The organism is Ruegeria sp. BB1, from assembly GCF_056539465.1.
This window is the reverse complement of record NZ_JBQFVB010000001.1, coordinates 1044278-1057909: the sequence shown is the minus strand read 5'-3', so window position 1 is coordinate 1057909 and position 13632 is coordinate 1044278. Positions and strand designations below refer to the sequence as shown.

Annotated in this window: 15 protein-coding genes; 3 read left to right on the top strand and 12 right to left on the bottom strand. The window is 57.7% G+C overall.

The features are described 5' to 3' along the window. Nucleotides 1–31 precede the first annotated feature (31 nt). The 5 genes from ACR0AL_RS05235 to ACR0AL_RS05215 form a co-directional block, all read right to left on the bottom strand. Nucleotides 32–700, bottom strand: a complete 669-nt coding sequence (locus tag ACR0AL_RS05235) for a Crp/Fnr family transcriptional regulator (protein ID WP_170348298.1) — start codon at nucleotides 698–700, stop codon at nucleotides 32–34. A gap of 140 nt (nucleotides 701–840) precedes the next feature. Continuing rightward, on the bottom strand, nucleotides 841–1446 hold the full coding sequence (locus ACR0AL_RS05230) for an inner membrane-spanning protein YciB (protein ID WP_170357834.1): 606 nt from the start codon (nucleotides 1444–1446) through the stop codon (nucleotides 841–843). A gap of 16 nt (nucleotides 1447–1462) precedes the next feature. After that, nucleotides 1463–2365, bottom strand: coding sequence for an EamA family transporter (locus tag ACR0AL_RS05225; protein WP_170348300.1), 903 nt, complete (start codon nucleotides 2363–2365; stop codon nucleotides 1463–1465). An 85-nt stretch (nucleotides 2366–2450) separates the two neighbouring features. Beyond that, entirely contained in the window at nucleotides 2451–3614 is a 1164-nt protein-coding gene (ftsY, locus tag ACR0AL_RS05220; protein ID WP_170348301.1) for a signal recognition particle-docking protein FtsY, read from the bottom strand. A 58-nt stretch (nucleotides 3615–3672) separates the two neighbouring features. Next, nucleotides 3673–4311 carry a lysoplasmalogenase gene (locus ACR0AL_RS05215; RefSeq protein WP_170348302.1) on the bottom strand — a complete coding sequence of 213 codons (639 nt, stop codon included), beginning with the start codon at nucleotides 4309–4311 and terminating at the stop codon, nucleotides 3673–3675. 124 nt (nucleotides 4312–4435) lie between these two features. Here ACR0AL_RS05215 and ACR0AL_RS05210 point away from each other — a divergent pair, with 124 nt between their 5' ends. Continuing rightward, the gene (locus tag ACR0AL_RS05210; protein ID WP_170348303.1) at nucleotides 4436–4831 is read left to right on the top strand and encodes a hypothetical protein; all 396 of its coding nucleotides are present in this window, start codon (nucleotides 4436–4438) and stop codon (nucleotides 4829–4831) included. A gap of 7 nt (nucleotides 4832–4838) precedes the next feature. On the opposite strand, the gene xseA is transcribed toward ACR0AL_RS05210, so the two are convergent. Further along, the gene (gene xseA, locus ACR0AL_RS05205) at nucleotides 4839–6332 is read right to left on the bottom strand and encodes an exodeoxyribonuclease VII large subunit (protein WP_170348304.1); all 1494 of its coding nucleotides are present in this window, start codon (nucleotides 6330–6332) and stop codon (nucleotides 4839–4841) included. A 75-nt stretch (nucleotides 6333–6407) separates the two neighbouring features. On the opposite strand from xseA, the gene purD reads away from it, so the two are divergent. After that, nucleotides 6408–7670: a phosphoribosylamine--glycine ligase gene (gene purD, locus ACR0AL_RS05200; RefSeq protein ID WP_170409356.1), complete on the top strand. Its 1263-nt coding sequence runs from the start codon at nucleotides 6408–6410 to the stop codon at nucleotides 7668–7670. Nucleotides 7671–7762: 92 nt separating this feature from the next. Here the strand turns inward: purD and ACR0AL_RS05195 are convergent, their stop codons facing one another. Then, a complete protein-coding gene (locus ACR0AL_RS05195; RefSeq protein WP_480662200.1) occupies nucleotides 7763–8551 on the bottom strand; it encodes an FG-GAP repeat domain-containing protein in 789 nt (262 codons plus the stop codon). Further along, a complete protein-coding gene (locus ACR0AL_RS05190) occupies nucleotides 8551–8874 on the bottom strand; it encodes a 2Fe-2S iron-sulfur cluster-binding protein (RefSeq protein WP_170348307.1) in 324 nt (107 codons plus the stop codon). Before ACR0AL_RS05190 ends, ACR0AL_RS05195 begins: the two co-directional genes overlap by 1 nt. A 127-nt stretch (nucleotides 8875–9001) precedes the next feature. Between ACR0AL_RS05190 and ACR0AL_RS05185 the strand changes: the two genes are divergently transcribed. Further along, on the top strand, nucleotides 9002–9373 hold the full coding sequence (locus ACR0AL_RS05185) for an OB-fold nucleic acid binding domain-containing protein (protein ID WP_170348308.1): 372 nt from the start codon (nucleotides 9002–9004) through the stop codon (nucleotides 9371–9373). A gap of 4 nt (nucleotides 9374–9377) precedes the next feature. Here the strand turns inward: ACR0AL_RS05185 and ACR0AL_RS05180 are convergent, their stop codons facing one another. From ACR0AL_RS05180 to ACR0AL_RS05165, 4 genes are all read right to left on the bottom strand, one after another. Then, entirely contained in the window at nucleotides 9378–10112 is a 735-nt protein-coding gene (locus ACR0AL_RS05180; protein ID WP_226688602.1) for an extensin-like domain-containing protein, read from the bottom strand. A gap of 608 nt (nucleotides 10113–10720) precedes the next feature. Then, nucleotides 10721–11380 carry an FMN-dependent NADH-azoreductase gene (locus tag ACR0AL_RS05175; protein ID WP_170348310.1) on the bottom strand — a complete coding sequence of 220 codons (660 nt, stop codon included), beginning with the start codon at nucleotides 11378–11380 and terminating at the stop codon, nucleotides 10721–10723. Nucleotides 11381–11475: 95 nt separating this feature from the next. Further along, the gene (locus tag ACR0AL_RS05170) at nucleotides 11476–12747 is read right to left on the bottom strand and encodes an amidase family protein (RefSeq protein ID WP_170348311.1); all 1272 of its coding nucleotides are present in this window, start codon (nucleotides 12745–12747) and stop codon (nucleotides 11476–11478) included. After that, on the bottom strand, nucleotides 12744–13631 hold the full coding sequence (locus tag ACR0AL_RS05165; RefSeq protein WP_170348312.1) for a polysaccharide deacetylase family protein: 888 nt from the start codon (nucleotides 13629–13631) through the stop codon (nucleotides 12744–12746). Before ACR0AL_RS05165 ends, ACR0AL_RS05170 begins: the two co-directional genes overlap by 4 nt. Nucleotide 13632 lies beyond the last annotated feature (1 nt).

The window sequence follows — 13632 nt, the reverse complement described above, 5'->3', positions numbered from 1 at the left end:
TGTAAAAGGTCTGTGAAGCAGGTCACAGGGATCAGATCAGGTCGGATTCTGCCAGTTCGCGCAGGGCTTGGAAATCCTGAATCATCAACCCGCCACGCGAAGCTTCGACCACGTTGTCGCGTTTCCAGGTCGAGATCGTCTTGGACACCGCCTCGCGCGTGGCGCCAACGAATTCGGCAAGTTCGCTTTGCGACAGGGTGATCCGGGTCGATGGGTCATCCTGAAGTCCGGACAGGTGTAACAGCTTGCGGGCCAACCGGATTGGCATCGGCAGGAACACCTGCTCATTCAGCTGCGACCCCATCCACCGCATGCGCAGACCGGCCAATCGGATCAAGTCAACCGCCAGATCGGGGTGCTGGCGAATTTGCTCCATCACATCCCCCTGCCGGACACGCAGAATGCGCGAGGATTCTGCCGCGGCGATGGTGGCTGTGCGAGGGCCGCTGTCGAACAGTGCAATCTCTCCGAACACCTCACCAGGGCGCATAAGGGTCAGCGACAGCTTGCGGCCGCTCATGGCCAGAAAGGACACCTCAAGCGTACCTTCGAGAATGGCGTACAATGCGTCACCCTCGTCACCCTGTTCAAACAGGACGTCACCACGTTCCAGTGCGATTTCAGTCGCCTGGGCGGAAAGCATGGCTTTCAACCCGTCGGATGCCTCGGACAGGAAGCCGCTGTCTGGGAAAGCCGTCATGAGTTCCAGATTCTCCGGCTGTGAGTGTTTTGGTGGTGACACAACTTTCCACAGGTTCGGCGTTAAGCCAAGGTTTTTGTCGGCATCGGCCGACAAACCATCGCAAACGTATGAGGCGAACGCCTTCCCAACCGGTTCATCTACTGGTGGTCGGGGTCATCCATATAGCTTTGCAGCAGATTGAATTGCAGCATCAGAAACACCATCAGCGCTATGGGAAAGCCGAATGTTTCGATCTTGACCCAAAGGTCGGTGGACATCGTCCGCCAGACAAATTCGTTGGCCACCGCCAGAACCGCGAAACAACCGCAGAGTCGCCGGGTCAGGATCATCCAACCCTCGTGGCGCATCGGCAGCATCTCGTCCAGGACATAGGCGAGGTAGGATTTGCCTTGCAGCAGACCGATGCCAAGCATGATTGAAAAGAAGCCGTAGACCAGCGTGGTTTTCATTTTGAAAAACCGCTCGTCATTGAACCAGGCGGTCAGGCCGCCAAAGAAGATGACCATGAATGCGGTGAAAATCTGTATCCGGCTGAGCTTACCGGTCAGGAACCAAAGAACCCCCATCGCGGCCAGCATCAGCGGCACGAAAAGGATGGTGGCAATGATAAAACCGGAATACTCGATGCCGCCGATCAGGAAGCTGTCGTCGCGCAGGCGTAGGTAGATGAAGAAAAAAGCCAGTGGAGGCCCAAGCTCCAGCACTTGTTTCAGAAACGGGTTGATCTCTTTTTTGCCTGACATAGTGGTTTCCTGCTGCTTACCCGCCCATTTCAACTATTACGGCGCCGAGTGCAATCAATGCCATCAGTGCAATCCGCCGTGGCCCCACGGTTTCCTTCAACACCAGCCATCCGATCAGGGCCGCAAAGACGGTTGAGGTTTCACGTAGGACTGCCGCTTCGCCGACCTTGTCGAGCCTTGTGGCCAGCATGATGGCTCCGAAAGACATTGGGGCGATAATGCCGCCTGCAAGGCCGCGCAGCATCAAAGGCCCAATGGTAGGCCGATTGATCATCGCGCGCCATCTCAGAAAGGCATAGATCGGCATGGTCGCACCGTCGATCATGAAGAACCAGGCCAGAAAGGTGAACGGATCGGCAGTGGCGCGGATGCCATAGGCGTCATAGGTGGTGTAAAGCGCCACGAACAAGCCGGTCGAAACGGCCAATACCAGCGCTATGCCCAGCGTGTCGCGGTTGGTTTCGAGAAACCGAAAGTTATAGGCGGCCAATCCAAAGATACCAGCCAGCAGGACAGCCACGCCGAACCACTGGGTACCGGTGAAGGTTTCTCCGAACAGCAGGTAGGCACCGATGACGGTGAACAGGGGGCCTGTGCCGCGGACAACCGGATAGACGACAGTGTAAGAGCCCTTGGTATAGGCCATCGCCTGCAGAACTTTGTAGGCGACATGGATCAGCCAGACGGTGGCAAAGATTGGCCACATGTAGGGTTCTGGCCACGGTACTACAAAAAAAGCGAACGGGGCGGCCATCAGGCAATAGCTAGCGTCGATCGCACCGCGTGATAGCCATGGATCGTGGCGGCCTTTTTGCAGGGCGCCGAACACTGCGTGCAGAAAGGCGGCCATCAAAGCAAGCCCCAGGGCGAGTTGATGGCCTGCTTCCGTGCCTTCGAGAGAGATCAGCCAGTCGCTCAAGTGTCAGATCATTTCGCTGGGAGGGGGCGGGGATTTTCCATCCCCAGACCCCCGGAAGGTATTTGAGGCCAGATAAAGCTGCGGTTCAGGACTGATCCAGACCAGTGAGCGCGGCGGCGAATTCTTCGGGGTCGAAAGCAGCGAGGTCATCAATCTGCTCTCCGACGCCGATGGCGTGAATGGGCAGGCCGAACTTGTCAGCCAGTGCGACCAGAACGCCGCCCTTGGCCGTGCCGTCCAGTTTGGTCATCACCAGGCCCGAGACATCGGCTAGATTGCGGAAAGTTTCCACCTGGCTCAGCGCGTTCTGACCGGTGGTGGCGTCCAGCACCAGCAATGTGTTGTGCGGTGCGGTTTCGTCTTTCTTACGGATAACACGGACGATCTTAGCCAGTTCTTCCATCAGGTCGGCGCGGTTTTGCAGCCGACCGGCGGTGTCGATCATCAGCAGGTCGGCTCCGTCCTCTTGCGCCTTGGTGAGCGCGTCGAAGGCAAGGCTGGCCGGATCGGACCCTTCAGGGGCGGTCAGGACGGGCACGCCCGCGCGTTCGCCCCAGACTTGCAGCTGTTCGACAGCGGCAGCGCGGAAGGTATCTCCCGCAGCGATCACGACCTTTTTGCCGGCAGCTTTGAACTGGCTGGCCAGTTTGCCGATCGTTGTGGTTTTACCTGAGCCATTCACGCCGACGACCAGCACCACTTGCGGACGTTTGGCATAGATAGGCAGGGGTTTGGCGACTGGCTCCATTACGCGGGCCACTTCCTGCGCCAAAAGCTGTTTGATTTCCTGGGTCGAGAGTTTGCGGCCAAAGCGCCCTTCGGCCATGTTGGCGGTGACACGTAAGGCAGTATCTACGCCCATATCCGAGGCGATCAGCAGCTCTTCGAGCTGTTCCAGCATGTCGTCGTCCAGCGTACGGCGCACGGCGGTTTTGGCCTCGCTGCGACCGAACAATCGACCCAACACGCCTTTGGAAGGTGTCGCCTCGGGGGGCGGGGGGGCAGGTGTCGGATCAACAGGCGCGGGCTCGGGTACCTCAACCGGTTGCGGCGCTGGCGTAGGTTCGGGCACCTCTGGGACTGGTTGGGGAACTTCCGGTACGGGTTCCGGCTGCGGCTCGGGGTCCGGGATGATCGGGTCGGGTGCGACTGTTTCCTCGCCCCCATCTTCAACAATGGCCTCAAGCCCCTGTTCGAGGCGGGACGAGGATTTGAACAACTTGTCCTTGAGCTTTGAGAAAAACGCCATTTTTGGTCTCCGCAGGTGTTCCCCTCACCTAATGCGGATTTGCGGCAGTTGCAAAGGGTCAGAGGAACGCAATCAGCAGACCCGCCTGAGCACCCCAATAAAGTGGCCAGACCAGATAAGGCGTGATCTTCAGGGCGGGGTGGCCCTTGGGCAGCAGGAACTTCTCGGTTGCCAAGATAAGATCCGAGGCAATGAAGGCCAGAGCTGCAGGCAAGGCCCATCTCAGGGCGCCGGTTTCGGGCAGGGTCAGTACGGCGACGCCCATCCCCAGAATGATCGGAATATAGCCCAGAACAGGGCCTTTGAGGTTCCCGGCCCGTGGGGCCAACAGGGTGGCGGCGACAATGCCTAGAATGATAAGGGACCAGAAATATCCAGGCTGGTCGAAAATCAGGGCAAGATTGCTTGAAGGATGAGTGAGAAACAGGGCGATATATGCAAGGTGACCTGCGGCAAAGGCCCCAATCCCGGACATGAAAGTGCTGTCAGTTTCGCGCGACAACAGCGCGTCGCCAATGGCGCACAATAAGAGCGCGACCACCAGAAGAAGCGGACCTGCACCCAACAAGGCAGTCACGGCCAGCAGTGCGACGGATGCAGTTTTCAACACGGATCGCAATGTGCTGGCCGGACGCGGCGACAGCGGTAGGTAGGCCAAAGCACAAGCAGCCGCGAGCCAGAACAGTACAGTTGTCATAGATACCTCTCCGTTTTCAGTAGCTTGTGACGGGTTTTTGATTCACCTCAACCGTGACGTTGAGGCAGGGATCCTGCGGAAATGGTGATTGGCGCCGGACAATTGCTTCTGACACAATGTGGCTATGCTCAGATATCTTGTGATTCTTCTTCTGCTGCCCGCGTATTCAGCGACGGCTCAATCAGCCCTGTCGGGTGCGGATTTTGACGACTACACGCGGGGGAAAACCCTGTTCTACGGTTTTCAGGGGCAGGTATATGGCGTCGAACGGTACTTGCCCAATCGCCGCGTCATCTGGTCGTTTCTGGATGGCGATTGCAAGCATGGCGTCTGGTACGAAAAGGATGCCCAGATCTGTTTCATCTACGAAGACCGTCTGGACCCACAATGCTGGGTGTTCACCCGATCAGGGGGTGGTCTGATCGCGCAATTCGAAGGCGACCCGGAAGAAACCGAGCTTTATGAGGCCGAGGATGTCGACGAAGAGATGATCTGCTATGGGCCGGATGTTGGTGTCTGAGATCGGTTCAGAACAATGAACCCTGATCTGGCGCGTCTTTTTTGGGCGTTTTTTTCGTAGCTGATCGTGGGGCAGCTGTTTGACCGGTGGTCAGCACGCCATCGGCGAATTCTATCTCAAGTGAGCCATGCTTTGCAGCCTGAGCTTTTGTCGTGACAACCTGATCCTCGGCGCGGACCACGGCATAACCCCGTTGCAATGTTGCCTTGTAGCTGAGCGTTTCGCGTAGGCGGTCGGTGGCGTCCAGCTTTTGTCGCATCCGGTCCAGGCGCGTTGTTTGGGCGGCGTTCATACGCTCGGCCAACCGGGTGATGGACTGGCGCTGTATCTCGATTTCACGCTGAATGGGACGCAAGGACAGGCGTGACGACAGACTTCGCACGGCTTCTTGTCGGCTTGAAACAAGATTGCGCAAGGTCGAAGGGCGCAAATGGGCGGAAAGTTTAACCACTTGTAGGCGGCGGTTCTGCACACCGCGCTCAAGCGCCGGGGTCAGGCGATCTGCAATCAAATCAAGCCGTTGGCGCGGGGTGTTCAACAGGCTGTCCGGTCGCGGTAGCGCACGCGATAGGTCGCGCAGGCGCTGCGACCGACGTTGGACCGCATCGGTTGCGGCACGCGACAGACGTGCGCCTTGTTCGCCGGTCCAGGCCAGCAGCTCTATCCGTACAGGTACGGCCAGTTCGGCAGCGGCGGTCGGGGTGGGCGCGCGGCGGTCTGAGACGTAGTCAATCAGCGTCGTGTCCGTCTCGTGCCCCACGGCCGAGATCAGCGGGATATCTGATCCCGCAGCGGCGCGCGCCACGATTTCCTCATTAAAGCCCCACAGATCTTCGATCGATCCTCCGCCTCGGGCGACGATGATCAGGTCGGGGCGCGGCAGAGCCCCGCCGGGTGTTAATTTGTTGAACCCGTTGATCGCATTTGCAACTTCGGGGGCACAGTTCGACCCCTGCACAGCGACTGGCCAGATCAGAACCTTACGCGGGAACCGATCCCGCAGGCGATGCAGTATGTCCCGGATCACCGCCCCTGAGGGAGAGGTCACAACACCGATGACCTGTGGCAGATAGGGCAGCGGTTTTTTACGCTCGGGGGCAAACAGCCCTTCGGCCTCAAGCTGTTTCTTGCGTTTCTCCAGCAACGCCATCAGCGCGCCTTGTCCGGCAACGGCGACCTCATCGACGTTCAAGTTGTATTTCGACTGCGCGCCAAATGCGGTCAGTCGACCGGTGACCACAACCTCCAACCCTTCTTCAGGGACAACGGACAAGCCCGAGATCTGGCCTTTCCATGTGGTGCAGGCCAGCACATTCCGGTCATCCTTGATGTCGTAATAGAGATGACCTGAGCGCGCCTTGAACACGCGCCCGACCTCGCCGCGCACACGGATTCGGCCGAACGTGCCTTCTAGCGTGCGTTTCACCTCGCCCGAGATGTCCGAGACAGTGTATTCAGGGGTGTTTTGGCCGGGAATAGGGTCGTCAAGCAGGTCGGACATTTCAGCGCCTTGTGTCAAATGCCCGGCCAGCTTAGAACGCGCGCAAGGCGAGGCCAAGCAGATCGGAGAGCATTCATGAATATCCTCATTCTCGGCAGTGGTGGGCGGGAACACAGCCTGGCTTGGGCGGTGATGCAGAACCCCAAATGTGACCGTCTGATCGTGGCGCCGGGAAATGCCGGGATCGCGCTGATCGCGGATTGTGCCGCGCTGGATATTGAGAACGGTGGGGACGTCGTTAGTTTTGCTGAGGAAAACGCGATTGACTTCGTGATTGTAGGCCCCGAGGCACCCTTGGCTGCCGGCGTGGCGGATCGCCTGCGCGAAGCAGGCGTGCTGGTTTTTGGGCCTTCTGCGGCGGCAGCCCAGTTGGAGGCGTCGAAAAGTTTTACCAAGGAAATCTGCGATGCGTCGGGCGCACCGACCGCAGCCTATGCGCGGTTTACCGAGGCTGAACCAGCCAAAGCCTATATTCGCGAACAAGGGGCTCCGATTGTCGTCAAGGCTGACGGATTGGCCGCAGGCAAGGGCGTGATCGTGGCGATGGATGACCAAACCGCTTTGGACGCCATCGACGACATGTTCGGCGGTGCTTTTGGCGGGGCAGGGGCCGAGGTTGTCATCGAAGAGTTCATGGATGGAGAAGAGGCGTCACTGTTCGTGCTGTGCGATGGCGAGAACATCCTGTCCGTCGGCACCGCACAAGACCACAAGCGCGTGGGCGAGGGTGATACCGGACTGAATACTGGCGGTATGGGCGCCTATTCACCGGCACCGGTTTTGAGTGCTGAGATCGAAGAACGCGCGATGGAAGAGATTATCAAGCCCACCGTGGCCGAAATGAAGCGTCGTGGTATGCCGTTTCAGGGCGTCCTTTATGCCGGTCTGATGATCAAGGACGGTCAGCCTCGGTTGGTAGAATACAATGTGCGCTTTGGTGATCCCGAGTGTCAGGTTCTTATGATGCGCCTCGGTGCGCAGGCGATGGATCTGATGCATGCCGCTGCCGAGGGCCGGTTGGCCGAGGCGCGGGTAAACTGGGCGGATGATCATGCCCTGACCGTGGTGATGGCGGCGAATGGATATCCGGGTGCGTACGAAAAGGGCAGTGTGATCAATGGTCTGGAGGGCCTTCCCGAGGATAGCGGGAATATGGTGTTCCACGCCGGAACCAAGGCTTCGGAGGGTCAGATCGTGGCCTCTGGCGGTCGCGTACTGAATGTCACTGCCCGTGGAGGCACATTGCAAGAGGCACGGGACCGGGCCTATGCGGCGGTCGACGGGATTGACTGGCCCGATGGGTTTTTCCGCCGCGACATTGGCTGGCGGGCGCTTTGATCCAAAACGCTCCCGCGTCCTGACGCTGCATCAAAGATGCACCGCCAAAGGCCTTGGGCCGGGCAGCCAGTTGGCGCGGGCTGCGGTCGGTTCTATTTTGGACAGGTCAGTGCCCCTTTCATTGCGGATGGGGTAAAGGGCAGCAGTTCCCGTTTTTTCCAGCCATCATCGTAGTTGACGCTGACAATGCTGCTCCAGTCAGCGTTGACCACAATAATTTCACGGTTTCCTCCGCATTTGCGAATGCCACCGGTGATGAAGTCCTCTCCAATCTGGTGATTGGTCAGACCGGGTAGGGTTGCGATCTCGGTCAGTGCGTTGTTCTGAAATCGCCAAATGCGCAGGGTTTTGGCTAGATGCGGGCGGTCGATGTAAGCAATCTCGACTAGCCCGTCACCATCCAGATCTGCAGCGCCAATTGGAGCGAGCCAGCGAAAGCGGGTCCCAATGTGGGGCGTGGCTGCGATCTTTTCTCCGCGTGCATCATAGATTGCGAGTTGTGCACCGGCATGGACGTTGGACTCCACGACGATCACTTCGTTTGATCCATCTAGATTGATATCGACTAGACGGGGACTGAGGTCTTCAAAGACGCGATCAAGCGGCAACTTGATGGTCAGAACCGAGCGTTTGTATACCGGCTGGATGAAGAGCGTTTTAGTTGACGTATTCGAAACTTTGAGTTCAAGCGCGCCATATTCGATGTCGTCGCCCAGTACGCCGTGGGCATAGCGCGTCGTTGGCTCAGTGAAGCGGGCGCTTGTGATGGTGTCTGCAGCTGCTGGTCCCATCTCCGCCAGCCACACACTCAACGCCAGCACCGCGCCGCGTGCCCGATGTTGCCACAGACAGGCGGGCAGACGCGGCGCTTTGGAAAGCATCAGATCTGCTTTTCGGGCATCTGTACCACCAGACCGTCCAACTCATCCGTGACCTTGATCTGGCAGGTCAGGCGCGAACGGGTCGGGTCGGGCTCATAGGCAAAATCCAGCATGTCTTCTTCCATGTCATCCTTGCCTGGGACTTTCTCGACCCAGTCGGGGTGGATGTAGACGTGGCAGGTCGAGCAGGCGCACGCGCCTCCGCAGTCGGCCTCGATGCCGGGGATGTTGTTGTCGCGGGCCCCTTCCATGACTGTCAGCCCGTTGGCGACCTCGACTGTATGTTCGGTACCGCCATGCTCGACATAGGTGATCTTTGCCATTGCGTGCGTCTTCCTTTTTCGGTTTTCGAATTCTTCCTTAGTGAAGGCGTTTAGGTCTTTCCAGTACCATTTGCGACTCAACACGCCGTGTCTGGACTTTCCTGCAGTTTGTTCTATTTTTGTTCTCATGCTTGTTGCCCCTGTTCATCCTGCGGTTTCAAACCGGAACTGGCCGCGCCCGCCGACCTGTTTGCCAGCCAACCGGCTGGACGACCCGCCCGAAGGCGCGCGCGTGGCTGTCGCCGGGCTGGTGATTCTGCGGCAGAGACCGGGGACAGCCAAGGGGGTGATCTTTGTCACGCTTGAGGATGAGACCGGTATCGTGAACGTGGTCGTCTGGCGGAAAATCTACGAACAATTCCGCCGCGCGGTGATTTCCGGGCGCCTGTTGCGGGTCACGGGCCGGATGCAGCGGGCGCATTCGGTGACCCATGTGATCGCGGAAGAGATCGAGGATATCTCATCAATGCTGGATGTATTGGTACGGGGGGAGGGTTAGGCCTCTAGCGACAAACAGATCCGCTGCGGCGGCGCGCTGTGTCAAAATGGAAATGCCCTTTGTGATAGCGGTCGGCGTCCGGACCCAGAACTGTGCCGAACAGACCGCAAGCACCTGCATGAAGCTCACGCATGGCGTCGCTTGTATCTTCAGCTGTCCACCCGTCGCGTACCGTGATCACAGTGCCATCCATGAGTACGAAAGATGAGATATCAATCGCGCGACCGCGGGCGTGTTCCGACATTCGCGCGCGCGGCTGATTGTTCTGTGTCTTGCACGCATAATGGCCGGCCAGACGAATTCCTTTCAAACCGCCACCCTGATCCGCAAAGGTCGGTTTGGCCGTGTTCTCCAGCCAAGTCTTGAGCGTGATGGCGGTTTCGCAATCCATCAGCGCCAATTGGCTGAGAAAGACATCAGACACCACGCGGATACGCACGGGATCGGCAATGCCGCATCCCCTGTACTTTCCTCTAAAGGGTTTTCGGCTCTCGCCGAGAATGGTCCAGTCACCACACACCGCACCGCGATCGCGCATCCGTTCGCGGCCAACCTCGATCTGACGGAATTTGCAGGGTCGCAGTCGCGGTCTGGGTGATACAGTCAGTTCGCGCTTGGCGGGGGCTGCGACGGCGTCTTCCTCCAACAGGACGTCCAATTCAGCGGACAGGTCATAGGCCACCAGTTCATGCGGTTGAGCCTGCGCAGGCTCCTCGCAATCTGGCGCGGCACTCGCCATTCCTGCGCATAAAATAAACAGAGGGGTTAAAACTCGCATAAAACAACTCGTTCATTTTCCGGCCCGACCGATGGTCGCCTGACCAGCCTCAAAGCAGGTGTCGAGGCGTGGACCAGTCTAGGCTTTGAAAATCCTTTTCCTATTCAAAGCCAGAGTATAGCAGGGATTTCTCATCGCTTGAACAAATTGCTCTGTGCTGGCTTTCCCTTGTTGCCACAGCGCATGTCGAAATGCTGTGCGCATTTGGTGCCCAATTTGAACGCAGAGATGTTGAGGATATCTCGCGGAGCTGGATGTGATGGTGCGGGCGGGGGATAGGTCTGCAATGCGGACAAATCTGCCGTTCGAACGCAGCGTAGCAAAGTCCCCTTTAGAACCAAGAGTTCGAATGCGGGGATGTTGAATCAAGAAATTGGTTAAAACTGTCTGCCAATCCGAAATGAAGGTTTACTACTACATTCGCTGTCGTTTCGTATCTTTAGCGACTTGAGCCACTCAAGTAAGCGCAAGACACAACCACCTGCCTCACACACCTTGAGTTGTGACAAGTTGGAAATGTAGAACCTGTTCATTTCAACAGGTTCTCCTTTCCATAAACTGGCTAACGTTCAGGCAAGCTCACGCGCAATGTGGCGTGCTTGGGCCTGAGCTGAGGCGACCGAAGCTTTGTGACGCTCATCAGCGAATTCCTGGTACTCGGCCGCAGCTTCGAACATGCGTTCTGCGCCCAGGTACTTGCGCAATGTGCTGATATGCGCAGAAAGGTGACCCGAGTCATTGCGAATCCCACCGTCCTCAAAGCCGAATTCGCCAGCCGATGTCAGCAGCACCAGGGTTTTGCCGGACATGATCGGTTCCAGAGGGAAGTCGCCGCGCGCCAAATCAAACGTAAACGTCTTGTTGATCCGGATGATCTGATCAAACCAAGCCTTCAGCGCTGCGGGCATGCCGTAGTTGTACATGGGCGTCGAAATCAGCAGGATGTCGGAGCGGTCGAGCTCGTCAATCAGCGTGTCAGACAAACTGACCAAAGCGCTCTGTTCAGGAGTACGTTCCTCTTCTGCTGTAAAGACGGACGCGATCCAATCGTTGGAAATGAAATCTGGCGGGGTCATTCCGACGTCACGCACAATAATTTCAACGTCGGGATCAACCGTTTTCCACTCTTCCACGAAACTGTCCGCCAAAGCGCGGGAAATGGAGTTATAGGCCGCAACAGGGTTGTCGGTATGGCGCACGCTGGCGTCAATTCTCAGGATTGTGGTCATCTTGTCACCTAGTCAGTTTGCAATGGACCATTCAAAGGTGAAGCCAGTGACGCGCAGGTACAAATGAAGAGAATTCTGAATGGAGTGAAATGACCTCAGCCATCTCTAATCGCTGAAAAAATCTTCTCCAGATAAGACGCCGTCGCAAGTACATCCGCGTCCCTGTTTGCGCCGCCGCTCAAGGATAGGCTGACCCCCGGTCTCCGTTCTCCAAATGGAATGGAAATTGTTGGCGCATTGAGGAAAGCAGCTTTCATCGATACCGACAGGATAAGGGCGTTTTCCCGTGCAAAGACCCCTTTATCGAGGGTCACGGCCTGAACAGACGGCGGGTACGACGGCAATGTCGGGTAAAGCAGCATCTTCCCTGCCAGTTCCCTGCCAAAGTCCGGGATGAGGGCCCGCCGGATTTCGAGCAATGCCTGCAGATCTTTGCCAAGTATTGAAGCCGCCTGAGCAAGCCGATCCTGCACATTTGGGTCCAGTCTGGCCTGCTGGTCTCCGACCAAACTTGGCAGAAGACGAAAGGCTTCGGCACTCACCAGCGTTCCGCAGGTTTGGAAGACCTCCGTGACACGAGTGAAACTTCGGATATCAACTCTTTCCAATTCGATGCCATGCTCGGACAAATGCTGCTGAGCCTGTTCGTACATAGCCTTGATTTCCGGGGTGAATCCCACCAGGGCATCTTCCCTCAGGCACAGAATTTGACGGCGGGCGTGCCCGGTTTCTTTGCAATCCGACAAAGCGCGATCCACAGCGCAAATCTGACTGACGTTTAAAGCGAGTGAGCCTGGCGTATCCATAGAAGGCGCCAGAGGTAAAATCCCGGCGCTTTCATAGCGGTCCATAGTTGGGCGAAACCCCACCAGGCCCTGACAGGCGGCCGGAATGCGCACGGAGCCGGAGGTATCTGTGCCCAATGCGATGTCGGCCAAGCCCATGGCAACGGCTGACGCCGATCCGCTCGAGGACCCTCCAGGCACCATTGTGCTGTCCAACACATTCAGAGGGGTGCCGAAATGCGGATTAACTCCGAGCCCCGAGAAGGCGAACTCTGACATGTTCACATGGCCTAAGACGATCGCGCCCGCAGAACGGAGCCTGGCGACGATCGGGGCGTCATTGTCTGCTGGTTGAGGATCGATGGCCAAGGATCCCGCATGGCTTCGGAACGTTTGCACGTCGATATTGGCCTTGACCGCAAGAAACTGGCCGTCCAACGGGCCAAGCAGCCTTCCTTCGGCCTGCCGCGCGGCGGCGGATCGGGCATCCTGCAACAGTCTATCTGGCGCAACGCTAAGGAATATCTCGCGATGCGCGTCGAGCGAATCCAGAAAGTCGCGCGTCCGTTGAAGGATATTCATGCCGTCAGAACCGGAGTCTGATAATAAGGCAGTTCTTCAACCCGTACGCTTTGCCGGTCTGCCTCATATTGCATGCGCACGTGCTGTGCGATCTCTCCGAGAGTAGCGAACCAGACGTCACCCCTGTTCAAGACAGAATCCATCCAGTCTTCCACCTGCCGCCACCGCGCCAAACGCCCGGTCAGGAAGGGATGCCAGATGCCAATCCAGAAGCCACCTTCTTCGTATTGGGCTTCGAATTCCTCCCAAAATGGGGTCAGCCCGGCGCGTGGCCCGGCGACGGGCATCATGTAACCAATTTCCTCATAGTGGGCGAATTGCGGCCAGTCGTCGGTCCCCCAATGCGATGGAAGTTCGACCAAAGTCCGGCCGCCTGATCGCATGAGGTATGGCACATCATCCGCCATCAGCGAACTGTCATAGTCGAATTCATGCTTGTTCAGCAGGTCGATGACGGCTTGCGTCACATTGTAAACCGGTGCGCGATAGCCTTTTGGAACATTGCCCAGAACCCGCTTATGCGACTCCAGCGCGCGTTCGAACCAATAGGCTTGTTCAGACGCGCTGTGGTTTGTCGGGTCTTCGTGCAAATAGCCATGATGGCCGATTTCATGACCATCTTTCAGGATGGCTTGCATTGCATCTGGATATTGCTCCACGACCCATCCGGGGGCGAAGAAGGACTGTTTCAGCCCGAGACGTTTGTAGGTTTCTAGAATCCGAGGGATGGCAACCGTCGGCCCGTAGCGCCCCATGGAGATCGGATAGAGGCGATCATGCCCATCGACCGGCCTTGCGATATGGATCAGGCTGTCCGCATCGATATCAAAGGTGATCGCACAGGCGCATCGCGCGCCGTTTGGCCAGATTATTTTCTTCTGCATG